This window comes from Pseudomonas sp. Z1-29 (genome assembly GCF_051131995.1).
GTDB lineage: Bacteria > Pseudomonadota > Gammaproteobacteria > Pseudomonadales > Pseudomonadaceae > Aquipseudomonas.
The window spans coordinates 3,648,928-3,673,009 of sequence record NZ_CP071645.1 but is presented as its reverse complement, the minus strand read 5'-3'; the positions used below and the strand labels follow the sequence as shown (position 1 = coordinate 3,673,009).

Sequence of the window (24,082 nt, the reverse complement as noted above, 5' to 3'; positions counted from 1 at the left end):
CTTGTTGAGCCTGGGCGGGAAACTGCGTCGATGATAGACGGCCAGGCGGTTGCGCGCCCGCCGGCCTCCAGGTGGCTTATGGTTGCCGGGCGACTTCGATAAATGCCAGCGTCGCGGGCGAGGCCTGGCGGCTGTCCAGCACCGCGAGGCCGATCTGGCGCGGAACGCGCGGCGACAAGGGACGTACGACAAACCCGGGATTTTCCACGGCCGGCAGCGAACCCTCGGAAACCACGGTCACGGCTTCACCCCGGCTGACCACATCCAGCGTGCTGAGCAGTTGCGAACAGCGATAGCGGATATTCGGCGTGAGTCGGGCGGCGCTGAACAGCCGCCCGACCACTTCCGAGGAGCCGGCCTCGGTGAGTATGAAGGGGTCGTTGCACAGCGCCTTGAGCTCCACGCAGGCGCGCTCGGCGAGGGGATGATCGGTGGGCAGCAGGGCGACCATCTGGTCTTCCATCAAGGCGAACGTATCGAAGCGTTCCTCGGGCAGGACCACGAAACCGACGTCGATCCGTCGTTCATCCAGCCATTGCAGCACTTGCCGGTCCGGCCCTTCATCGATGTGCACTTCGATTCCCGGATGCAGGGTGCGGTAGCGCTGCAGGATGGCGGGCAGCAGTTTCATCGACGACGTCGGCCCGAACGAGCCGATGCGCAGGGTCCCACGGCGCATGCCGCGGGCATCCGCGGCCTCCTGTCGCAGGGTATTGGCCAGGCCGAGCATGGCCCGGGCGCGCAGCAACAATTGCTGGCCGATGTCGCTGAGCTCGACGAGGGATTGATGACGCCTGAACAGTTCGACGCCCAACTCCTGTTCCAGGGATTTTATCGCGTGGGACACCGCTGACTGGCCGATGCCCAGGCGTGTCGCGGCCGCGGTGAAACCTTGCAGCTCGGCGACCAGCGAAAAGATTTCGAGTTGGGTGAGAGTCATGAGTAAACGCTCATTTTACGATGATGTTCCATGAGCAGAACAATACGCTATCCCAGCGACACGCGGGACATTGATCAATCGCCTATGTGGTGGACCATGAAAGCCTTGGAACAAACTGCCTCGACACCCTCGGACCTGCCGGTCTACCTCAAGCTTGCGATGGTCACGATGATCTGGGGCGGCACCTTTGTTGCCGGCAGGATCGTTGCCGATGCGCTGACGCCGATGTTCGCCGCCAGCTTGCGTTTTCTCCTGGCGAGCATCGCGCTGTTGCTGTTTCTCGGCGTCGCCGGTATCCCCCTGGCCAGGCCCAGCTTGAAGCAGGGCCTGCAACTGGCCGCGCTGGGGTTCTTCGGGATCTTTTTCTACAACCTGTGTTTCTTCCATGGTTTGCAATACATCAACGCGTCGCGCGCCTCGTTGATCGTCGCGTTGAACCCGGCAGTGATCGGCTTGGCCTCCTGGTGCTTGTTCAAGGAACGGTTGGGCCGCTTTAAAGTCGCCGGTATCGTGCTGTGCATCGGTGGGGCGGGGCTGGTCATCATCAGCCGCGAACCGTCGCTGTTGCAGGCGACGGAACACGCTTGGCGCGGGGATCTGCTGATTTTCGGCTGTGTGCTGGGGTGGGGCATCTATTCGCTGTTTTCCAAAGACCTGAATGAGAGCATGGGTCCTTTGCAGACCGTGACCTGGTCGATCCTGCTGGGCACGCTGATGTTGTGGCTGGCGTGCGCAGCCGGCGGTGAGATCCGCTTCGGGGCATTGCGTGGGCTGGACCTCAGGCAATGGTTGAGCCTGCTGTACCTCGGCGTGCTGGGTTCGGCCCTGGCCTATATCGCCTGGTATCAGGGCATCCGCCGGATCGGTGCGACGCGTTCCGGCGTCTTCATTGCGCTCAACCCGCTGACGGCGGTACTGCTGGGCGCGATGCTGCTCGACGAACGGCTCACTTTATTTATGTGCGTAGGCGGCGGGTTGATCCTGGCGGGGATATTCCTGTGCAACAAACCGCTTGCACGCTCGGCAAAAAAGACGATTTGATACCTGAGGCGGACAAATCCGGTTACGCTGTGTAGAATCGGGTTACGCATATAAGAATAAGGTCTTCTGGCAGCAGAAGCCTCGCCCGCAATAGCCTTGGGTCGACAATGAAGATACTTGGGTTTCAACTGATCTATGGCGACTTCCTCGCCCGCAGTGTCCGCGGCATTTCCTGCGCGCCGCCCCGCGTCCTCAGCATCACTGGCAACTAACGTTCTTTTGTTAATTGATAAGTTTGATGAGGCGCCGACATGGCAGATCTATACGAAAACCCGATGGGCCTGATGGGCTTCGAATTCATTGAATTCGCATCCCCGACCCCGAATACCCTGGAGCCGATCTTCGAGATCATGGGCTTCACCAAGGTGGCCACCCACCGTTCCAAAGACGTGCACCTGTACCGCCAGGGCGCGATCAACCTGATCCTCAACAACGAACCGCACAGCGTGGCGTCCTACTTCGCGGCCGAGCACGGCCCGTCGGTATGCGGCATGGCCTTTCGCGTCAAGGATTCGCAAAAAGCCTACAAGCAGGCCCTGGAACTCGGTGCCCAGCCGATCCACATCGAAACCGGCCCGATGGAACTGAACCTCCCGGCGATCAAAGGCATTGGCGGCGCGCCGCTGTACCTGATCGACCGTTTTGGCGAAGGCAGCTCGATCTACGACATCGACTTCGTCTTCCTCGAGGGTGTCGATCGCAATCCGGTGGGCGCCGGTCTGAAGATCATCGACCACCTGACCCACAACGTTTATCGCGGGCGCATGGCCTACTGGGCCAACTTCTACGAGAAGCTGTTCAATTTCCGCGAGATTCGTTACTTCGACATCAAGGGCGAATACACCGGCCTGACTTCCAAGGCCATGACGGCCCCGGACGGCATGATCCGCATCCCGCTGAACGAAGAGTCATCCAAGGGCGCCGGGCAGATCGAAGAGTTCCTGATGCAGTTCAATGGCGAAGGCATCCAGCACGTGGCCTTCCTGACCGACGACTTGATCAAGACCTGGGACTCGCTCAAGAAGATCGGCATGCGCTTCATGACCGCGCCGCCGGACACCTACTATGAAATGCTCGAAGGCCGCCTGCCGAACCATGGCGAACCGGTGGCGGAGCTGCAATCGCGGGGCATCCTGCTGGACGGGGCCTCGGAGCAGGGCGACAAGCGCCTGTTGCTGCAGATCTTCTCGGAAACCCTGATGGGGCCGGTGTTCTTCGAGTTCATCCAGCGCAAGGGCGACGATGGCTTCGGCGAGGGCAACTTCAAGGCACTGTTCGAATCGATCGAGCGTGACCAGGTGCGGCGTGGTGTACTCACTACCGAGTAAACCCGACAGGTAAAAAAGCCCGCCCGGCAGTGATGCCGGGCGGGCTTTTTGTTGTCGATGCAAGACCCCTGTGGGAGCGAGCCTGCTCGCGAAAGCGCTGTGTCAGTCACCTAAGCCTTCGCGAGCAGGCTCGCTCCCACAGGGGCGGGGGTAACCTTAAGCCCGGCGCCGCTGCCGCACCAGGTGCCTGAAGCCTTCCAGCACCAGCACGGCCACCGCCAGCCAGATGGGGATATAGGTGAGCCATTCCTCAGCCTCGATGCTTTCCCCCAGCAGCAGCGCCACGCCCAGCAGCAGCACCGGCTCGACATAACTCAACAGCCCGAACAGGCCGAGCGGCAGCAAGCGGCTGGCAACGATGTACGCCACCAACGCCGAGGCGCTGATGACGCCAAGTACCGGAATGAGCAGCGACAGCCACGGGTACTGGTTGAAGACACCAAAGCCTTGCGCGCCGCTCTGCACGAACCAGAGGGCCAACGGCAGCATCAGGGCCATGTCCAGCCAGAGACCGCCCAGGTTGTCGGTCCGGATGCGTTTGCGCAGGATGAAATACAGCGGATAGCCCAGCACGACCAACAGGGTCGCCCAGGACAGACCACCGACTTGCCATAGCTCGTTGAACACGCCGAGCGTAGCGAGCAACACGGCGGCTTTCTGAAAGCGCGAGAGTCGCTCGCCATAGACGATGCGCCCGGTCAGGACCATCGACAGCGGCAGCAGAAAATAACCCAGCGACACGTCCAGGCTGTAGCCGTTGAGCGGCGCCCACATGAACAGCCACAACTGCGCGCCCATCAACGCCGAAGATGCCATCGCCCCGAGCAGCAGAAGCGGTGTGGCGACCAGCCGCTCGACGAGATCGGCGACGAGCTTCCACTCCCGTGCAATCAGCATGAACGCCGTCATGCAAGGCATCGTCAGCAGCATGCGCCAGCCAAAAATCTCCAGGCCGGTCAGCGGTGCGAGCAGCGAGGTGTAGTAGTACATGACCGCGAACAGGGCGGAGGCCGATACCGATAGAGCGATGCCTTTGGACACTGATGCCTCTTGTTATTGGAATTGCAGCACGGAGTTGTTTACCCGTGCCGAGCGGGAGCAAGCTCCCTCGCCACGGGGTCATGCGTTGAATATTACGACGTATGCGGCACGCGGCCCGGCACGAAATGACTGATGTCGTTGAAGCCCGGCGTCGAAGCATGCCCCGGTGTCACCAGCGAATCGATGAACGCTTCGTCATCCGCGGTGATCCGCACCGCTTGCGCCCTGGTGTACGCGTCCCATTGTTCTTCGGTGCGCGGTCCGACGATCGCCGACGTGACGGCACGGTTGTTCAACACCCAGGCAATGGCGAACTCGACAATGCCGACGCCGCGATCCCGGGTGTATTGCTGGATCTGCTGGGCAATGCGCAAGGATTCGACCCGCCATTCGGTTTCCAGGATGCGCTTGTCCTGGCGTCCGGCGCGGCTGTTGGCATCCGGTGCCACATCGGGTGCGTACTTGCCGCTGAGCACACCTCGGGCGAGGGGGCTGTAGGGCACCACGCCGAGGCCGTAGTTCTGCGCGGCGGTGATCTGTTCGGTTTCCGCCTGGCGGTTGACGATGTTGTACAGCGGCTGGCTGATCACCGGCCGATCGACGCCCAGGCTGTCGGCGATGCGGATCACTTCGGCGATGCGCCAGGCGCGGTAATTCGACAGGCCCCAGTAGCGGATCTTGCCCTGGCGAATCAAGTCGCCGATGGCCGACACCGTGACCTGCAATGGCGTGTTGTGGTCTTCGCGGTGCAGGTAGTAGATGTCCAGGTAATCGGTGCCCAGGCGCGTCAGGCTGGCCTCGATGCCGTTGAAGATATGCTTGCGGCTCAAGCCGCTGCGGTTGGGCACACCGTCCGGCGGGCCGAAGCCGACCTTGGTGGCGAGCACCCACTCGTGGCGCCGGCTGGCAATCGCCTCGCCGACGATTTCTTCGGAACGGCCGTTGGTGTAGACATCGGCCGTGTCGATGAAATTGATGCCCTGGTTCCAGGCCTTGTCGATGATCCGCAGCGAATCCTCGGTGCTGGTCTGTTCACCGAACATCATCGTGCCCAGGGTCAGCGTCGAGACTTGCAACCCCGAATGGCCCAGCGTGCGGTAGCTCATGGACAAGATCCTTTTATCGATGGGAAAGGTCCCATCAAATACCAGAACCGCCGTGTGGATCCAACCGTTTTATCCAAACGGCACAAATCAACTGTGGGAGCGAGCTTGCTCGCGATGGCGGCGTATCAATCGACAAAAATGTTGCCTGACACTTCGCTATCGCGAGCAAGCTCGCTCCCACAAGGGGCCAGAGGGGTATCAGCCCCGCAGGGTGCGCGTCATGCGCAACGCCAGCAGGCTGCCGCAGACAATCACTGCCGCCAGCACATAGAGCGCCGCATCGGTCGAGCCGGTGGCGTCCTTGACCCAGCCCACCAGGTACGGACTGAGGAAGCCGGCCATCTGGCCCATGGAATTGATCAACGCCAGGCCGCCGGCCGCCGCTCCCGCGCTGAGCAGGGCGGTGGGCACCGGCCAGAACATCGGCAGGCCGGTGAGGGCGCCCATGGTGGCGATGGTCAGGCCGAGGATGGCGATGGCCGGCGTAGTGGCGAAATTGACGGCGATCAGCAGCCCGACCGCACCCATCAGCATCGGCACGACCAGATGCCAGCGGCGCTCCTTGTGCAGGTCCGCCGAGCGGCCCACCAGCAGCATGAACACCGCCGCCAGCAGATAGGGGATCGCACTCAGCCAGCCGATCACCAGGTTATCGCTGAAACCCAGGTTCTTGATGATTGACGGCAGCCAGAAGTTGATCGCGTACACGCCGCTCTGGATGCAGAAGTACACCAGACCGAAGGCCCAGATCGCCGGGTTCTTGAATACGGCTGCCAGGGAATCGGTGGTGGTCTTCGGCTTGTTGGCCAGGTCTTCGGCATGGTCGGCGGTGAGCACGGCGCGCTCATGGTCGGTCAGCCATTTGGCATTGGCGAAGGTGTCGCTGAGCAGGAAGAACGCCAGAGCCCCGAGGATCACCGTCGGCACGCCTTGCAGCAGGAACATCCACTGCCAGCCCGCCAGGCCACCCTGGCCGGCGGCGAAATGGTTGAGGATCCAGCCGGAAAACGGGCTGCCGAGCAGGCCGGACACCGGGATGGCCGACATGAACAGCGCCATGATCCGGCCGCGACGGAACGTCGGGAACCACTGCGAGAGGTACAGCACCACGCCAGGGAAGAACCCGGCCTCGGCTGCACCGGTGAACAGCCGCAAGGTATAGAACCCGGTCGGGGTGGTGACGAACAGCAGGCAGGTCGACAGCGTGCCCCAGGTGATCATCATCAGCGCGATCCAGCGCCGCGGGCCGAATTTTGTCAGTGCCAGGTTACTCGGCACGCCACACAGCACGTAGCCGATGAAGAAGATCCCGGCACCAAGGCCGTACACGGTTTCGCTGAATTTCAGCGCATCGAGCATCTGCAACTTGGCGAAGCCAACGTTGACCCGGTCCAGGTAGTTGAACAGGTAGCAGATGAAGATGAAGGGGATCAAGCGCAGGGTGATGCGCTTGTAGACGGTATTTTTTTCGTCGGGGGTAGCCAGGAGGGCTGCTGCGCTCTGGGACATGGCGGGTCTCTCTTTATTATGATTTTGGCGTGCCAAGGGGTAACGTTGACCGCCCCTTGAGTCTCGGCCAGCCTGAGGGCCCGTGTCTTTGTGCCGGGGCACAGGGTTTGGGCGCGGACCCTGTGCGGCTGACCAATCGCGCTGAAGCATTACGCCCAGTAACAAGAACCCTGCCCACAAGGAGTCGCCCATGTTCGAACTCGATCACGACCTGGCCCAGGACATCGTCGACCGGGCGATGGCGATTCTGCCCTATAACGTCAACGTCATGGACAACCAGGGCCTGATCCTCGCCAGCGGCGAGCGTGAGCGCATCAATACCCGTCACGAGGGTGCGCAGTTGGTCCTGGCGAATGGGCGGGTGGTGGAAATCGACGAGCACACCGCCGTGCACCTCAAGGGCGTGCAGCCAGGAATCAACCTGCCGTTGATGCTCGACCAGCGGCTGATCGGCGTGCTTGGCATCACCGGCGAACCCGCGCACTTGCGCACCTACGCCGAGCTGGTGCGCATGACCGCCGAAATGCTGCTCGCCCAGCGCAACCAGCAGGCCGAGCAGCAATGGCGGCGCCAGCGTTGCGATGATTTACTGGCGCTGCTGCTGGGTGATGCCGGGGATTCGCCACGGTTGCTCGACGAAGCCCTGCAGATGGGCCTCAAGCCGCAGCTGTCGCGGGTGCCGTACCTGTTTGAATTGGGCCAGGAGCATGGGCCCGGGCAAACGGTCGAGGCGCTGAGTGCGTGGCTGATGTCGCGCTACCCGGACAGCTGGTGCCTGACCTCATCCAAATCTTCTTTGCTCTGGTGCCGGCCGGTCACGGCTTCGGTGGAGAACGAGCGCTTGCTCGGCAAGCTCGACGGGCTGGGCTGGAACATCCTCAGGGTGGCGGTGGGCGGTCAGGCCGAGGGTCTGACCGGCCTGCGCCGTTGCTACCGGCGTGTGGCGGACCTACTTGCCTACGGCCGTGATGTCCTACCGCAGTCACGCCTGTTGATCCTCAATCGTTATCGCCTGCCGGTGCTGCTCTGGCGCCATCGCAGCGACGATGCGCTGAACGAGTTGCTGACACCGCTGCGCAAGGTGATCGCCAAGGACAACAACGGACAACTCCTGGCAACCCTGCGCAGCTGGTGCGAATACGACGGCCAGAGCCAGGCCTGCGCCGACGCCCTGGGCATCCACCGCAACAGCCTGCGCTATCGCATGGAACGCATCGCCGAGCTCAGCGGCGTGGACCCGCTGCGGCTGGATGGGATGCTGGCGTTGTACCTGGGGGTGCAACTGTTGCCGCACGATCAAAACCTCCCCTCATGACCTGTGGGAGCGAGCTTGCTCGCGATGACGGCATCCGCTTCAAAAAACTGCAAGCTGACACACCGCTATCGCGAGCAAGCTCGCTCCCACATTGGATCTGCTGCGCTCGCGATTTTTGTTTTCAGCACGGATCCGTTGTGGGAGCGAGCCTGCTCGCGAAGAGGCCAGCAATGCCGAACCGCCATTTTTGTGAAATTGACCAATAATGCCCAAGGAGTTTTGTGCGGCGGACCGGCGTCAGGGCTGCGGTCAGCTGGCAGCATGCTGTGCATCGGAACCGGAGAACAAAAATGAAAATAATCATCGCCCCCGACTCGTTCAAGGACAGTCTCAGCGCCCAGGGCGTGGCGGACGCGATTGCCCAGGGGTTGGCCGAGGTCTGGCCGGATGCGCAGTTGATCAAATGCCCGATGGCCGACGGCGGGGAAGGGACGGTGGAGTCGGTGCTGGCGGCGTGCAACGGCCAATGGCGTCGCGCCCTGGTTCGCGGGCCCTTGGGCGCCGCTGTCGAGGCCCGCTGGGGCTGGCTGCCCGACAGCGGCACCGCGATCATCGAGATGGCTGAGGCCAGCGGCCTGCAACTGGTGCCTCCGGGACAGCGCGACGCGTGCTCCAGCAGCACCTTCGGCACCGGCGAACTGATTCGCGCCGCCCTCGATGAGGGTGCCCAGCGCGTGATCCTGGCGATCGGCGGCAGTGCCACCAACGACGGCGGTGCCGGGGCGCTGCAGGCTCTGGGCGTGGCGCTGCTGGACGCAAAGGGCCAATCGCTGCCGCCCGGCGGCCTGGCCCTGGGCAAACTGGCGCGCATTGACCTGAGCGAGTTGGACCCGCGCCTGGCCGGGGTGCGTTTCGAAATCGCTGCCGACGTCGATAACCCCTTGTGCGGGCCCCATGGCGCTTCAGCGGTGTTCGGCCCGCAGAAGGGCGCTTCTGCCGAGCAGGTGCAGCAACTGGATCGCGCGCTGGGGCATTTCGCCGAGCACTGCGCCCAGGCGTTGCACCGGGACGTGCGCGATGAACCGGGCAGTGGCGCCGCCGGAGGCCTGGGATTCGCGGCCAAGGCCTTTCTCCAGGCCCGGTTTCGCACCGGCGTGGAAGTCGTTGCGCAATTGACCGGCCTGGCCGAGGCGATCAACGGGGCCGATCTGGTCATCACCGGCGAAGGCCGTTTCGATGCGCAGACCCTGCGCGGCAAGACGCCTTTTGGCGTGGCCCGCATTGCCCGACACCAAGGTGTACCGGTAGTGGTCATTGCCGGCACGCTGGGGGAGGGTTACCAGGCGCTGTATGAGCATGGCATCGATGCCGCCTTTGCCCTGGCGAACGGGCCGATGACACTTCAAGAGGCCTGCACCGATGCGCCACGCCTGTTGGCCGAGCGCGCGCGGGACATTGCCCGGCTCTGGCGCGTGGCGGCCCGCTAGATCGGCCGTGCCGGTGCCGACGATGAGGCACCGGCCCCGGAGTTTGCCTCAGGGACATTGACCCGCCCGCGCACCCTGCGTAGCCTTGCGCCTTCGAGGTTCTTTGGCGTACGCCGAAGCTAAGAAGGGAACGCGGTCCAAGCCGCGGCTGCCCCCGCAACTGTGAACGGTGCTGTTTCTGCAAGGCCACTGTGCATGCCCTTTTTCAACGGGCGCACGGGAAGGCGCAGCAAATTGTCGGTCCAGGCTTTGTATGAAGCGTGGACCGGCCCGCCGTCAGCCAGGAGACCTGCCTCGACAACAGATTCTCACTACAACCGGGCGGGGTGATCCGGTGGCGAAATCTTCCGCGCGCGTCTGTGCCAGCGGTTGTCGTCCCGTTTGCCCGCCACCTTGCCAAAGGGCATCCGATGAAAACACTGGCCAAACTCCCCGTCACCATCGTCACCGGTTTCCTCGGCTCGGGTAAGACCACCTTGCTGCGGCACATGCTCGACAACGCCCAGGGCCGGCGCATCGCGGTGATCGTCAACGAATTCGGCGAGCTCGGTATCGACGGTGAGATTCTCAAACAGTGCTCCATCGGTTGCACCGAAGAAGAAGCCAACGGCCGGGTCTACGAATTGGCCAACGGTTGCCTGTGCTGCACCGTGCAGGAAGAGTTTTTTCCGGTGATGCGCGAACTGGTGGCCCGTCGCGGCGACCTCGACCACATCCTCATCGAAACCTCTGGCCTGGCCCTGCCCAAGCCCTTGGTCCAGGCCTTCCAGTGGCCGGAGATCCGCAGCGCCTGCACGGTCGATGCGGTGATTACCGTGGTCGACAGCCCGGCCGTGGCCGCCGGTACTTTTGCCGCGTTCCCCGATCAGGTCGATGCCCAGCGCAAACTGGACCCGAACCTGGATCACGAATCGCCGCTGCACGAGCTGTTCGCCGATCAACTGGCGAGCGCCGACCTGGTGATCCTCAACAAGGCCGACCTGATCAGCCCTGAAGACCTGGCAAAAGTCCGCCTGGAAGTCGCCGAAGAATTGCCGCCAGCGGTCAAGGTCATCGAAGCCAGCAGCGGTCGCCTGCCGCTGGACGTGCTGATCGGCCTGGGCGCCGGCTCCGAAGAGCACATCGACAGTCGCCACAGCCACCACGATCACCACCATGACGGTGATGATGACGACCACGATCATGACGCCTTCGACTCGATCTCCCTCGAACTGCCCCAGGCCGATGAAAGCCTGCTGCTGGACGCGCTGACGCAACTGGTGATCCAGCATGACGTGCTGCGGGTCAAGGGTTTCGCGGCGATCCCGAACAAGCCGATGCGCTTGTTGATCCAGGGCGTCGGCACGCGCTTCGACAAACACTTCGACCGCCAGTGGGGCGCCGACGAAGCGCGGGTGACGCGGCTGGTGCTGATCGGCCAGGCGCTGGATGCCGGGCTGCTTGAAGCGCAGCTGCGCGCCGCCCTCAGCGTCTAAGCCATGCACCTGCTCAGGACCCAGCCCGGCGGTTTTGTCTCGGATGACAACATCGCCGACCTCGGACAAACCCCCGCCGAGCTGGTGATCCTGTGCAGCGGCGATTCCAGCCTGGCGCTGCTGGCCGAAGCGGCGCGGCAGTTGCCGGACGACTACCCGCAGTTTCGCCTCGCCAACCCGATGCAGGTGCAGAACCACGCCTCGGTGGACCTGTATGTCGACGACGTACTGCGCCACGCCAAGGTCATCCTGTTGTCGCTGCACGGTGGCATCGGCTATTGGCGCTACGGCATCGAGCGCCTGATGGAACTGGCCGCGCGCGGCGTGAAGCTGATCCTGGTACCGGGGGATGATCGCCCCGACCCGGAGCTCAGCGACCTGAGCAACGTAGCGTTCGAGGATCGCGACCGGCTCTGGCAGTTCTTGCGCCAGGGCGGATTGGCCAATGCCCTGAACCTTTTCAATCACCTCGGCAGCCAATGGTTTGCGCGCGATTATCCGTGGGCCGAACCGGAGCCTTTGCCGCGCACAGCGATCTACCACCCCGAACAAACCCACGCGACCCTCGATCATTGGCAAGCCGACTGGCGCGCCGACGAACCGGTGGCGGCGGTGTTGTTCTATCGTTCACACCTGCAAGCGGCGAACACTGCTTTCATCGACGTATTCTGCCAGCGCCTGCAAGCGGCGGGGCTCAATCCGCTGCCGATTGCCGTGGCGAGTCTCAAGGAACCCGGTTGTCTGGCACAGGTGGAAGATTGGTTGGACGAGGCAGCGGCGGGGGTGATTCTAAACACTACCGGCTTCGCCCAATCCAGCCCTGAAGCACCGCATCTGCGGCCGTTTCGCCGCGACATCCCGGTGATCCAGGCGATCTGCGCGCAGGACAATGAGCCCGGCTGGCGCGCCAGCGAACAAGGCCTGGGGCCACGCGACCTGGCGATGCACATCGCCCTGCCGGAACTGGATGGACGGATCATCAGCCGGCCTGTCAGTTTCAAGGACCTGGCCTGGCGCAGCGAGCGCAGCCAGAGCGATGTGGTCTGCTACCGGGCGGTGCCCGAGCGCATGGATTTCGTTGCCGAGCTGGCCCGGCGCTGGACGGCGCTGGCGCGTCTGCCCAACCGCGAAAAGCGCGTGGCGCTGATCCTCGCCAACTACCCGACTCGTGATGGGCGCATCGGCAACGGTGTCGGCCTGGACACGCCGGCGGCGGCGCTGAATATCCTCCGCGCCCTGCAGGCCGAGGGCTATCCGCTGTCGGCCGAGCTGCCGGCCAGCGGCACCGCGTTGATCCAGCAATTGCTCGGCGGCGTCAGCAACGATCTCGACAGCCTGGATTTGCGACCGTGTCATCAAAGCCTGGCCCTGGACGCCTATCAAGCCATGTTCGACGCGCTACCCGAGGCCAATCGCGACGCGGTATTGGCCCGTTGGGGCGCGCCCGAGCAGGACCCCATGTTCCGCCAAGGTCGGCTGATGGTCGCCGGGTTGCGCCTGGGCCTGACGTTTATCGGCATCCAGCCGGCGCGCGGGTATCAGCTTGACCCGAGCGCGGTCTACCACGACCCGGACCTGGTGCCGCCCCACGGTTACCTGGCGTTCTACTTCTGGTTACGCCACACCTACGGCGCTCATGCAGTGGTTCACGTCGGCAAGCACGGCAACCTCGAATGGCTGCCGGGCAAGGGCGTCGGGCTCTCGGAAAATTGCTGGCCGGATGCGCTGCTCGGACCGCTGCCGAACATCTACCCGTTCATCGTCAATGACCCGGGCGAGGGCGCCCAGGCCAAGCGACGCACACAGGCGGTAATCATCGATCACTTGATGCCGCCGCTGACCCGGGCCGAAACCTACGGGCCGCTGCGCAACCTCGAACTGCTCGCGGACGAATACTACGAGGCGCAACTGCTCGACCCGCGCCGCGCCCGGGAGCTGCAACGGGATATCCTCAACCTGGTGCGCGAGACCCACATCGACCGCGAACTGCAACTCGACGCCGCCCTCGACAGCGACGCCGACGCGGCGATCTGGCTGCCACGCCTGGACACCTACCTGTGCGACCTGAAGGAGTCGCAGATTCGCGACGGCCTGCATATCTTCGGCGAGTCGCCTGGCGGACGGTTGCGTATCGACACCTTGCTGGCGTTGCTGCGTATTCCCCGTGGCGACGGCAAGGGTGCGCAGTCGAGCCTGTTGCGGGCCTTGGCGAAGGCGTTCGGGTTGGGGTTCGATCCGCTCGATTGTGCCTTGGCCGAGCCTTGGACCGGGACGCGACCCGAGGCCCTGGGCGAGGTCAGCGCCGAGCCTTGGCGCAGCGTCGGCGACACCCGCGAGCGCCTGGAGCTGTTCGCCGCGCGGTTGATCGAACAGGCCCTGGAAGGTCCGGTCGAGCAGCTCGACGCGCCGGGCTGGGACGCGGTGGGCTGCATCATCGAACACCTGCGCGGCGTCGTCGCGCCGCGCCTGGACGCCTGTGGTCCGGCGGAAATGCGCGGCTTGCTTGATGCCCTGGGTGGGCGCTTCGTGCCGGCCGGCCCCAGCGGTGCGCCGAGTCGTGGACGCCTGGATGTGCTGCCCACCGGACGCAATTTTTTCTCCGTCGATGTGCGCAACCTGCCCACCACCACGGCGTGGCGCATCGGCTTCCAATCGGCCAACCTGATCCTCGAACGGCACTTGCAGGACCATGGCGATCACCTGCGCCAGCTCGGTCTGTCGGTGTGGGGCACCGCGACCATGCGCACCGGTGGCGATGACATTGCCCAGGCCATGGCGCTGATGGGCGTGCGCCCGGTGTGGGCCACGGGCAGCCAGCGCGTCGACGATTTCGAAATCCTGCCGTTGAGCCTGCTGGACCGGCCCCGGGTCGATGTGACGCTGCGGGTCTCGGGGTTCTTCCGGGACGCCTTCGCCAACCTGATCCGCCTGTTCGATGCGGCGGTGCAGGCCGTTGCGGCCCTCGATGAGCCGGACGACATGAACCCGCTGGCGGCGAAAGTCCGCAGCGAACGCGAAGCCTTGCGGCAAACCGGACTGCCGTTGGAAGACGCGACGCGCCAGGCCGGCTGGCGGATCTTCGGCGCCAAGCCCGGCGCCTATGGCGCGGGCGTGCAGGGCGCTGTTGACGGACGTCTCTGGCAGAGCCGCGAAGACCTCGCCGAGGTGTACCTCAACTGGGGCGGCTACGCCTACGGCGCCAGTGATGAAGGCACCGCCGCGCGGGCTCAGTTCAGCCGGCGCCTGAGCCAGGTGCAAGCGGTGTTGCAGAACCAGGACAACCGCGAGCACGACCTGCTCGATTCCAACGATTACTACCAGTTCCAGGGCGGCATGCTCGCCGCCGTCGAAACCTTGAGTGGCGAAGCCGCGGCCAGCTACCACGGCGACCACAGCCAGCCGGACTTGCCGAAAATCCGCACCCTGAAGGAAGAGCTCAACCGGGTCATCCGATCCCGCGCGGCCAATCCGAAGTGGATCGACGGCGTCAAGCGCCATGGTTACAAGGGCGCGTTCGAACTGGCGGCGACGGTGGACAACCTGTTTGCCTTCGACGCTACCACGCAGCTGATCGATGATCACCAGTACGCGTTGCTGGCCGATGCCTACCTGCTCGATCCGGATACCCGGGACTTCGTCCGCCAGCACAACCCCGACGCCCTGCGGGACATGACCGAGCGAATGCTCGAAGCCCAGCAGCGGGGGATGTGGCAGGAACCGGGCGACTATCGCGAGGCGCTGGAGAATCTGTTGCTGGATATCGAAGAAGATGGCTGACTATTCAATTTTTTTGGCAGCTCTTTTGTGACAGGGGAGTTATCTGTGGCGAGGGGATTTATCCCCGCTGGGCTGCGAAGCAGCCCCAATTTCCCTTCATACAGCTGACACACCGAGGCGGCTGATAGAAGAGGGTCGCTTCGCAACCCAACGGGGATAAATCCCCTCGCCACAAAATGCTGTTTTGCCTGAACTTCACCGATCATCCATGAGACATTCAACATGACCGACACCGCCCATTTTCCCCTCTCCGCCGTGGTCGGCGCCGATGCGCTGAAACTGGCCCTGTGCCTGGCGGCGATCGATCCGAAGATCGGCGGTGTGCTGATCGAAGGTCCACGGGGGATGGCCAAGTCCACGCTGGCCCGGGGCCTGGCGGATCTGCTGGCAAGCGGTCAGTTCGTGACCTTGCCACTGGGCGCCACCGAAGAGCGGCTGGTGGGCACTCTCGATCTGAATGCCGCACTTGGGGAAGGGCGCGCGCAATTTTCCCCCGGCGTGCTGGCCAAGGCCGACGGTGGCGTGCTGTATGTCGATGAGGTGAACCTGTTGCCGGATCACCTGGTGGACCTGCTGTTGGACGTCGCCGCCAGCGGCACCAACCTGATCGAGCGCGACGGCATTTCCCACCGGCATCCGGCGCGTTTCGTGCTGATCGGCACCATGAACCCGGAAGAGGGCGAACTGCGTCCGCAATTGCTCGATCGTTTCGGCCTGAACGTGGCGCTTGATGGCCACACGGCGCCTGCCGAGCGCGGGCAGATCATTCGGCGGCGGCTGGATTTCGACAGCGATCCGGCGGCGTTCTGCGCCGAGTGGGAAACCGCCCAACGACAGTTGCGTGAGCGCTGCCAACAGGCGCGCGTGCGGTTGGCCGGGATCCCATTGGATGACATGGCGCTGGAGCAGATTACCGAGCGTTGTTTCGCCGCTGGGGTCGATGGCTTGCGCGCCGACCTCGTCTGGTTGCGGGCCGCCCGTGCTCATGCCGCCTGGCGTGGCGCGGACGCCATCGCAGCCGAAGACATCGACGCCGTCGCCGAGTTTGCCTTGCGCCATCGGCGCCGCGACCCTGCGTCCCCGGCCCCCGCGCCGTCCCAGGCACCGTCGCCGAGCCGGAATGAAGCGAGCGAGTCCGGCGAAGGCCAGGGCCAATGGGGTGACCTGCCGGCCCGGGCGCTGCCGAGCGGTGCCCGGCGTGACGTGCCGAGCTGGCCAAAAAAGTCCTAGGCATTCGCTCCCGGTCGTCCGCGGGGGCGAATGCCAGACCCCTTCCGGGACGGCTCGACCAGGGCCGCCAAGGCCACGGCAAAGCGGCCGCCAGCGGCGCGGTGGATTGGCCGGGCACGTTGCTCAAGGGACGTCCACGCCTGCTGGCGGATTTGCGTTTCAAATGGCGGCAGCGTTCAGCCCATGAGCTGTGGCTGGTGATCGTCGATGCGTCGGCCTCGACCCGTCGCCATCGCGCCTTGAGTGACGGCAAGGGCCTGCTGGCCCAACTGTTCGATGACGCCTACCGACAACGTGCACGGTTGGCGCTGTTGACCGCCAGCGGCACCGCGCCGAGGTGGCAAGTGCAGGGGCTCAAGGCCTCCATTGGCCTGGACGCTTGGCTCGACGCGCTGGGCGCCGGCGGCGGCACGCCGTTGCTGGCGGCGCTGGACGAGGCGCAGCGCTGGCTCATGGTTCGGCGCAAACGCTATCCGGCGGAGCAGCAGCGGGTGTTGCTGATGACCGATGGACGAGTCAAGGACGGGCTGGGCGTGCCGCCTCTCGAATGCCCGTGCCTGTTGATAGACATCGAGCGCGGCCCGATTCGCCTGGGTAGGGCAAGGCAACTGGCGGAGCAGTTGGGCGCTGAGTATCGGCATATCGATGAAGCGCACTGACTGAACTTTGCGGTGTAACGACAGGCCCCTTCGCGAGCAGGCTCGCTCCCACAGGGTGACGGTGTTTGCATTGGTTATGTGCCCACAGCGAAACCAATGTGGGAGCGAGCCTGCTCGCGAAGGCATCACCTCGGTCCAGGACCTCTATGTTCAATCTGCATCACTGCTCTATGCTCAGGCAGTCTCCACAGGAGTGAACCATGCGCGTACTGGTCACCAACGCGAAGGACGATTTCCGGGTCAAGGCCTATGCCGGCACCAACGGCGTGTTGCTCGCCATGGACCTGGCCGAGCCCCGGCGCAAGGGGCTGCTGGGTTTTGCCATCGAGAAGCAGCAGGGCGCCAAGCCCTGGTTGTTCCTGTTCAACAGCCTGACGTTCCCCGACAAGGCCCACATCTTTCCCCAGTTCCATGCCACGCCCAGCGACAAGGCGCCCTTGCAGAAATTTCGCTGGGCCGATTACGCCGTCAACCCTGGCGTGACGATTCATTATCGCGTGCACCTGGCCTACGGCAGCGCCGATGCGCCGCAACTGGGCGAATCCCTCGAAGTGAGCGTGACCAGCGATGACGGCCAGCCGGCCAACCAGCGGGTCATCTTCAATCGCGCGGTGGCCGCCAGCCAGGCGTTCCAGCGCAAATTTCCCGAACTGGACGCACTCATTGACGCCAACAAGAACCTGTCCATCGACGACTGGCCCGACGCGCCGCGGCGCTGGCTGGAAAACGGCTTGCTGGGACGCCTCACCGGCTTCATCGATCGGGCGCTCGATGCCAGCTGGGCGCTGGACGTCGCCATTTATGAGTACGAATTACCGGTGATCGTCGATGCGGTGAACGCTGCCCATGCCCGTGGTGCACGGGTCAGGGTGCTGTACCACGCCGAACCGGGGGATGACGGTACGCTGCGCAACGAAGCCAGCCTGGAAAAACTGCCAGCGGCGAACAAGCGTGGGCGGGTCACCCACAATATCTTCCACGACAAGTTCATCGTGCTGAGCAAAGTCGAAGGGAACGCGTCGCTGAAACCCGAGGCGGTGCTGTGCGGCAGTACCAATTTCACCGCCAACGGCATCTACCGCCAGGCCAATGTCATTCATGTGCTGGACGACCCGCGCATCAGCGCCAGTTACCTTCAGGTGTTCGAGCAGATCTGGGCCACACCGGAGGATGTCGATGCCACGCGCCAATGGCTGACCCGCAACAACCCCATGGATGCAGACGAGAAACTGTTTGCCGGTTTCTCGCCGCGTACCGGGCACGGCGATCTGGATCGCTTCGTCGACATCATCGACGGTGCGCGCAAGGACCTGCTGTTCGTCACGGCGTTTGCCTTGCCCGACCGGATCCTCGATGCCTTGCTCGGCCAGCCCAATGACGACGTGCTGCGCTACGGCCTGCAAAATACCACCAGCCGCATCAGCGGTTTTCACGCCGACCGCACCGCCGAATTCGCCGCCACCGCGCTGCTCAATACTGGCCTGGAAGGTTGGCTCAGGGAAAACATGAAAGGTCAGAAAGGCAACCTGCTGGTGCATACCAAAGCGGTGGTCACCGATTTCACCAGCGATGCGCCGACCATCATCAGCGGCAGCCATAATCTCAGCATCGCGGCGAGCAACGGCAACGACGAGAACTATCTCATCATCCAGGGCGACACCGACCTGGCCGACCGCTACGGGCTCGAACTGCTGCGTTTCTACGAGCATTACCGCTTTCGTTACTTCGCGAAAAAACTCGCCCTCAAGCAGGTCAAGCCGCTGGCGGTGGATGACAGCTGGAGCGACGATTATTACCGCGAGGGGGATTTGCGAATGTTGTCCAGGGTGAGGTTTTGCGGGCGTTGAGCAGTAGCGAGAGCCGGTTTGGAGTGCTATTTTTAGCACCATTAAAAGTGCTCGAGGATATCTCATGACCCATATCGTGCTTTCTCAAGTGGTAGCCAGCATCTCCGAACTCAAGAAAAACCCCATGGGCACCGTTGCTGCAGGCGGAGGATTATCTGTAGCGATCCTCAACCGTAACGAGCCGGCTTTTTACTGTGTCCCTGCCAAAGAGTATGAAGCCATGATGGAGCGGCTTGAGGACATCGAGCTGGTTGCCCTTTGCCGCGAGCGGGAGAATGACCCAACGATTAAGGTTTCTCTTGATGACCTATGAGTTGGAATTTTCTGATAAGGCATTAAAAGAGTGGAAAAAACTGGGAGCAACGTTAAGAGCTCAGTTCAAGAAAAAGCTGGAGGAGCGGCTGGGCAATCCGCATGTCCAGGCGGACCGGCTCCATGGGCTGGAAGATGCCTATAAAATCAAGCTGCGCAGCGCGGGCTATCGATTGGTTTATCGCGTGATAGATGATCGGTTGGTCGTTACGGTGATTGCGGTGGGCAAGCGCGAGCGTGGCCAGGTTTATGACGAGGCTGCCAAGCGGTAAATCGTCTGGTTACCTCCATGGAATAGACCAACTCCTTCCCAAGGCGCCGCGAATCCAAGTGGGAGCGAGCCTGCTCGCGAAAGCGTCAGGTCAGTCGGCATCGTTGTCGGCTGAAACACCGCCATCGCGAGCAGGCTCGCTCCCACAGGGCTAGCCACCCGCAGCGGCACCGATTTGGGGCCTCGCTACCCGCATCCGTGGCCAACGGTAGCAATCACGCAGCGAGCCGCCGGGATACCCTCGATCGTTGTGTTTTTCCATCTCGCTGATTTTCCTCACATTCCTTTTTTCTCACCCATGCGCACCAAGCCTGTGGCACACTTTCTGCTGTCTATTCCGTTGTTACATACCATGTTCCGGTATAGCGGAATAAACTCATCCTGGAGTGCTTGCCATGCAATGCCGACCTTCCTTGTTCAAAGCGTGTGTTTTTCTCTTCGCGGCCACGACGGCTGCCATGGGTGTCGCTCAGGCGGCCGACAGCAAGCTGGACAGCGTGCTGCAACGGGGGAAATTGATCGTGGGCACGGGCAGCACCAATGCGCCGTGGCACTTCCAGGGAGCGGATGGCAAGTTGCAGGGGTTCGATATCGATATCGCGCGGATCGTCGCCAAGGGTTTGTTCAATGACCCGGAAAAAGTCGAATTCGTGGTGCAGTCTTCCGATGCAAGGATTCCCAACCTGCTGACCGACAAGGTCGACATGAGCTGCCAGTTCATTACGGTCACCGCCAGCCGAGCCCAACAGGTGGCATTTACCTTGCCGTACTACCGCGAAGGGGTAGGCCTGCTACTGCCGGCCAACAGCAAGTTCAAGGAAATCGAAGACCTCAAGGCTGCCGGCGATGACGTCACCGTGGCGGTGCTGCAGAACGTCTACGCCGAAGAGCTGGTGCACCAGGCGCTGCCCCAGGCCAAGGTCGACCAGTACGACAGCGTCGACCTGATGTATCAGGCGGTGAACTCCGGCCGTGCCGATGCCGCTGCCACCGACCAGTCCTCGGTCAAATACCTGATGGTGCAGAACCCCGGTCGCTACCGCAGCCCGGCCTACGCCTGGAGTCCGCAAACCTATGCCTGCGCGGTCAAGCGCGGCGACCAGGACTGGTTGAACTTCGTCAACACTGCGCTGCATGAAGCCATGACCGGTGTGGAATTCCCGACCTATGCCGCATCGTTCAAACAGTGGTTCGGCGTCGAGCTGCCATCGCCGGCCATCGGTTTCCCCGTTGAATACAAATGACCCAGTGAGCCCGGGGCGCCGCCGTCGGGCGCCCCGTCGAAGGTACTGCCGACCATGAATTATCAGTTGAACTTTGCCGCCGTCTGGCGCGATTTCGACACGCTGCTGGCGGGGCTTGGCCTGGGGCTTTCCCTCGCGCTGGTGTCGATCGCGATCGGTTGTGTGATCGGCCTGCTGCTGGCGTTCGCGCTGTTGAGCAAGCACCGCGTACTGCGGTTGTTGGCCTCGGTGTATGTCACGGTGATCCGCAATACGCCGATCCTGGTGCTGATCCTGCTGATCTACTTCGCCTTGCCGAGCCTGGGTATTCGCCTGGACAAGCTGCCGTCGTTCGTCATCACGCTTTCGCTGTACGCCGGGGCCTACCTCACCGAAGTATTCCGTGGCGGCCTGGTGAGTATTCACAAAGGGCAGCGGGAGGCAGGTCTGGCGATCGGCCTGGGCGAATGGCAGGTAAAGGCCTACGTCACCGTGCCGGTGATGCTGCGCAACGTGCTGCCGGCGTTGTCCAACAACTTCATTTCGCTGTTCAAGGACACCTCGCTGGCGGCGGCGATTGCCGTGCCGGAGCTGACCTACTATGCCCGCAAGATCAACGTGGAAAGCTACCGGGTAATTGAAACCTGGCTGGTCACCACGGCCCTGTATGTCGCGGCCTGTTACCTCATTGCCATGTTGCTGCGTTACTTCGAGCAGCGCCTGGCAATCCGCCGTTAGGAGCGTTCCATGTACCAATCCCCTAGTTGGTTGCAGGAGTTGTGGGTCGCCCGAGAGACTTTGTGGGCCGGTTTCCTGACCAGCGTGCAATGTTCGGCCCTGGCGATTGTGTTGGGCACCTTGATCGGTGTCGTCGCCGGGTTGGCGCTGACTTATGGCCGGGTCTGGATGCGCGCGCCGTTTCGTTTCTACGTCGACCTGATTCGCGGCACGCCGGTGTTCGTGCTGGTACTGGCCTGCTTCTACATGGCCCCGGCCCTGGGTTGGCAGATCGGTGCGTTCGAGGCTGGCGTCCTCGGATTGACGCTGTTCTGCGGCTCCCACGTGGCCGAGATCGTGCGCGGTGCGTTGCAGGCTCTGCCCCGCGGGCAGATGGAAGCGAGCCAGGCCATCGGCCTGACATTCTTCCAGTCGCTCGGTTATGTGCTGCTGCCCCAGGCGTTGCGGCAGATCCTGCCGACCTGGGTGAACTCCTCCACCGAGATCGTCAAGGCCTCGACGCTGCTGTCGGTGATCGGTGTCGCCGAACTGCTGCTCAGCACCCAGCAGATCATCGCCCGGACCTTCATGACCCTGGAGTTCTACCTGTTCGCCGGTTTTCTCTTTTTTATCATCAACTACGCCATCGAATTGCTCGGGCGGCACATTGAAAAGCGGGTGGCCTTGCCATGACTGACGTTTCCCTTTCAAACGCGCAACCGCTGCTGGATATCCGTGGCCTGCGCAAACAATACGGCCCGCTGGAAGTGCTCAAGGGCGTGGACCTGAGCATGCAGCGCGGCAACGTGGTGACGCTGATCGGCTCCAGTGGCTCGGGCAAGACCACGCTGCTGCGTTGCGTCAACATGCTCGAAGAATTCCAGGGTGGGCGGATCGTGCTCGACGGCGAGTCCATCGGCTATGACGAGGTGGACGGCAAGCGCGTGCGTCACGCCGAAAAAGTCATCGCCCGGCACCGGGCCATGACCGGGATGGCCTTCCAGCAATTCAACCTGTTCCCGCATCTGAGCGCTTTACAGAACGTCACCCTGGGCCTGCTCAAGGTGAAAAAACTGCCGAAGGACGAAGCGGTGGCCCTGGCCGAGAAATGGCTGCAGCGGGTCGGCCTGCTGGAACGGCGCGATCACTTTCCCGGTCAGTTGTCCGGCGGCCAGCAGCAGCGTGTGGCGATTGCCCGGGCGATCGCGATGAACCCCAGCCTGATGTTGTTCGACGAAGTGACCTCGGCCCTGGATCCGGAGCTGGTCGGCGAGGTGCTGAACGTGATCAAGGGCCTGGCCGAAGACGGCATGACCATGCTGCTGGTGACCCACGAGATGCGCTTTGCCTTCGAGGTCTCCGACAAGATCGTTTTCATGAACCAGGGCCGCATCGAAGAGCAGGGGCCGCCGAAGGAATTGTTCGAGCGCCCTCAATCGCCGCGCCTGGCGGAATTTCTCAAGAACACCCGTTTTTAAGTCCATCCAATAAGGAGTAACTCATGAGCATTACGCGCTATGGCACCGGCAGCACCGCGGGCGGCGGACAGCCGCGGCCCTTCGCTCGCGCCGTGGAGGCTGATGGCTGGTTGCACGTGTCCGGCCAGGTGCCCGCGGTGAACGGCGAGATCGTCGCTGGCGGCATCGTCGAGCAGACGCACCAGACCATGAAGAACCTGATCGCCATTCTCGAAGAGGCCGGCTATGGCCTGGAAGATGTTGTGCGTTGCGGCGTCTGGCTGGATGACCCGCGGGATTTCTGGAGTTTCAACAAGGTCTTCGGCGAATACTTCAGCCCCGAACACGCCCCGGCCCGGGCCTGTGTGCAGGCGAGCATGATGGTTGACTGCAAGGTCGAGATCGATTGCATCGCCTACAAGAAAAAGTGACACCTGTGGCGAGGGGATTATCCCCGCTGGACTGCGGAGCAGTCCCCAACAAGCCACAGTGGGGTATCAGGTTGGGCTGCGATCAAGGTCATTGGGGCTGCTTCGCAGCCCAGCGGGGATAAATCCCCTCGCCACAAGGAGCGGTGGACAGCTTGCAGTCTGGGTACACTCGCGGCAATTGAATAGGAACCAACGAAATGACCGAAGACACCATCAAACGCCGGGCCAGGGGATTGGATCGGGCGTTCGATATCCTCGATTTCCTCAAGGAAATCGGCCAGCCGCTGCGCCCGAACGATATTGCCAGCGGCATCGGCAGCCCCAAGTCCACGGTCTACGAACTGGTGGCGTCGCTGCTCGAGCGGCGCATTCTCGAGCCGGTCGGCAAGGACGGCCACGTCTACCTGGGGCGGCAGTTGTATTTTCTCGGGCAGGCGCACCTGCGGCATTTCGACCTCAGCCGCGAGGCCGACCAGGCCTTGCAGGAGATCGTCCGCCAGACCCGCGAAACCGCGCAGATGTGCCTGCTCAACGGGCGCAAATACACCGTCGCGCTGATGAAGGAAGGCGAGCGGCATTTTCGCATTTCCTCGGACATCGGGGAGAACGCGCCGATCCCCTGGACCGCGTCCGGGCGCCTGCTGCTGGCGCATCTGAGCGACCAGCAGATCGTCGACCTGATCGACCCCGACGACTTCATCCTGCCGGGCGGCGAGCGTTTGCCCCTGGAGCAGTTTCTCAAGGAAATCCGCCAGGCCGGTGTCGATGGATTTTTCTCCTTCGACAGTGTGGCCGACACCTTCACGCATTGCTTCGCCGCGCCGGTCAAAGACCCCAGTGGCGTGGCCATCGCGACGCTGTGCATCGTCGCCCCGAGGGCTGACGCCAAGAACAATTATGCCGACTACCGCCGGGTGCTGATCGAGAGCGCCAACAACCTGGCCCGTCGCATCAACGAATAGACAGCCGCGGCTGT

Annotated in this window: 21 protein-coding genes and 1 riboswitch; of the genes, 17 read left to right on the top strand and 4 right to left on the bottom strand. The window is 63.1% G+C overall.

The window, feature by feature from the left end; all coding sequences use genetic code 11:
* Positions 1–76: 76 nt before the first annotated feature.
* Positions 77–940 carry a LysR family transcriptional regulator gene (locus J3P84_RS16475; RefSeq protein ID WP_434624464.1) on the bottom strand — a complete coding sequence of 288 codons (864 nt, stop codon included), beginning with the start codon at positions 938–940 and terminating at the stop codon, positions 77–79.
* A gap of 96 nt (positions 941–1,036) precedes the next feature.
* On the opposite strand from J3P84_RS16475, the gene J3P84_RS16470 reads away from it, so the two are divergent.
* Both J3P84_RS16470 and hppD read left to right on the top strand, forming a co-directional pair.
* The gene (locus J3P84_RS16470; protein ID WP_434631376.1) at positions 1,037–1,981 is read left to right on the top strand and encodes a DMT family transporter; all 945 of its coding nucleotides are present in this window, start codon (positions 1,037–1,039) and stop codon (positions 1,979–1,981) included.
* 251 nt (positions 1,982–2,232) lie between these two features.
* Positions 2,233–3,309, top strand: a complete 1,077-nt coding sequence (gene hppD / locus J3P84_RS16465; protein ID WP_434624462.1) for a 4-hydroxyphenylpyruvate dioxygenase — start codon at positions 2,233–2,235, stop codon at positions 3,307–3,309.
* A 156-nt stretch (positions 3,310–3,465) separates the two neighbouring features.
* On the opposite strand, the gene rarD is transcribed toward hppD, so the two are convergent.
* From rarD to J3P84_RS16450, 3 genes are all read right to left on the bottom strand, one after another.
* A complete protein-coding gene (gene rarD, locus J3P84_RS16460; RefSeq protein WP_434624460.1) occupies positions 3,466–4,350 on the bottom strand; it encodes an EamA family transporter RarD in 885 nt (294 codons plus the stop codon).
* Positions 4,351–4,442: 92 nt separating this feature from the next.
* The gene (locus J3P84_RS16455) at positions 4,443–5,456 is read right to left on the bottom strand and encodes an aldo/keto reductase (RefSeq protein ID WP_434624458.1); all 1,014 of its coding nucleotides are present in this window, start codon (positions 5,454–5,456) and stop codon (positions 4,443–4,445) included.
* Between the two features lie 198 nt (positions 5,457–5,654).
* Positions 5,655–6,965: an MFS transporter gene (locus J3P84_RS16450; RefSeq protein ID WP_434624456.1), complete on the bottom strand. Its 1,311-nt coding sequence runs from the start codon at positions 6,963–6,965 to the stop codon at positions 5,655–5,657.
* 190 nt (positions 6,966–7,155) lie between these two features.
* On the opposite strand from J3P84_RS16450, the gene J3P84_RS16445 reads away from it, so the two are divergent.
* The 15 genes from J3P84_RS16445 (at position 7,156) to J3P84_RS16375 (ending at position 24,068) form a co-directional block, all read left to right on the top strand.
* Positions 7,156–8,280, top strand: a complete 1,125-nt coding sequence (locus J3P84_RS16445; protein WP_434624454.1) for a sugar diacid recognition domain-containing protein — start codon at positions 7,156–7,158, stop codon at positions 8,278–8,280.
* 290 nt (positions 8,281–8,570) lie between these two features.
* Positions 8,571–9,707, top strand: coding sequence for a glycerate kinase (locus tag J3P84_RS16440; protein WP_434624452.1), 1,137 nt, complete (start codon positions 8,571–8,573; stop codon positions 9,705–9,707).
* A 79-nt stretch (positions 9,708–9,786) separates the two neighbouring features.
* Positions 9,787–10,018, top strand: a riboswitch (cobalamin riboswitch).
* 99 nt (positions 10,019–10,117) lie between these two features.
* On the top strand, positions 10,118–11,182 hold the full coding sequence (gene cobW / locus J3P84_RS16435; protein ID WP_305495327.1) for a cobalamin biosynthesis protein CobW: 1,065 nt from the start codon (positions 10,118–10,120) through the stop codon (positions 11,180–11,182).
* A 3-nt stretch (positions 11,183–11,185) separates the two neighbouring features.
* A complete protein-coding gene (gene cobN, locus J3P84_RS16430) occupies positions 11,186–14,959 on the top strand; it encodes a cobaltochelatase subunit CobN (RefSeq protein WP_434624449.1) in 3,774 nt (1,257 codons plus the stop codon).
* Positions 14,960–15,181: 222 nt separating this feature from the next.
* On the top strand, positions 15,182–16,189 hold the full coding sequence (locus J3P84_RS16425) for an ATP-binding protein (RefSeq protein WP_434624447.1): 1,008 nt from the start codon (positions 15,182–15,184) through the stop codon (positions 16,187–16,189).
* A 101-nt stretch (positions 16,190–16,290) separates the two neighbouring features.
* Entirely contained in the window at positions 16,291–16,848 is a 558-nt protein-coding gene (locus J3P84_RS16420) for a vWA domain-containing protein (RefSeq protein ID WP_434624445.1), read from the top strand.
* Positions 16,849–17,048: 200 nt separating this feature from the next.
* Entirely contained in the window at positions 17,049–18,695 is a 1,647-nt protein-coding gene (locus tag J3P84_RS16415) for a phospholipase D-like domain-containing protein (RefSeq protein ID WP_434624443.1), read from the top strand.
* A gap of 64 nt (positions 18,696–18,759) precedes the next feature.
* A complete protein-coding gene (locus J3P84_RS16410) occupies positions 18,760–19,008 on the top strand; it encodes a type II toxin-antitoxin system Phd/YefM family antitoxin (protein ID WP_434603963.1) in 249 nt (82 codons plus the stop codon).
* The gene (locus J3P84_RS16405; protein ID WP_434624440.1) at positions 18,998–19,279 is read left to right on the top strand and encodes a type II toxin-antitoxin system RelE family toxin; all 282 of its coding nucleotides are present in this window, start codon (positions 18,998–19,000) and stop codon (positions 19,277–19,279) included. Before J3P84_RS16410 ends, J3P84_RS16405 begins: the two co-directional genes overlap by 11 nt.
* A 394-nt stretch (positions 19,280–19,673) precedes the next feature.
* The gene (locus J3P84_RS16400) at positions 19,674–20,522 is read left to right on the top strand and encodes a transporter substrate-binding domain-containing protein (protein WP_434568888.1); all 849 of its coding nucleotides are present in this window, start codon (positions 19,674–19,676) and stop codon (positions 20,520–20,522) included.
* A gap of 54 nt (positions 20,523–20,576) precedes the next feature.
* Positions 20,577–21,239, top strand: coding sequence for an amino acid ABC transporter permease (locus J3P84_RS16395; RefSeq protein WP_434568887.1), 663 nt, complete (start codon positions 20,577–20,579; stop codon positions 21,237–21,239).
* A 9-nt stretch (positions 21,240–21,248) separates the two neighbouring features.
* On the top strand, positions 21,249–21,911 hold the full coding sequence (locus tag J3P84_RS16390) for an amino acid ABC transporter permease (protein ID WP_434568886.1): 663 nt from the start codon (positions 21,249–21,251) through the stop codon (positions 21,909–21,911).
* A complete protein-coding gene (locus tag J3P84_RS16385) occupies positions 21,908–22,696 on the top strand; it encodes an amino acid ABC transporter ATP-binding protein (protein ID WP_305495315.1) in 789 nt (262 codons plus the stop codon). The genes J3P84_RS16390 and J3P84_RS16385 overlap by 4 nt, the downstream gene beginning before the upstream one ends.
* 23 nt (positions 22,697–22,719) lie before the next feature.
* Positions 22,720–23,106, top strand: coding sequence for a RidA family protein (locus J3P84_RS16380; protein WP_434624437.1), 387 nt, complete (start codon positions 22,720–22,722; stop codon positions 23,104–23,106).
* Positions 23,107–23,303: 197 nt separating this feature from the next.
* Positions 23,304–24,068, top strand: coding sequence for an IclR family transcriptional regulator (locus J3P84_RS16375; protein ID WP_434624435.1), 765 nt, complete (start codon positions 23,304–23,306; stop codon positions 24,066–24,068).
* Positions 24,069–24,082 lie beyond the last annotated feature (14 nt).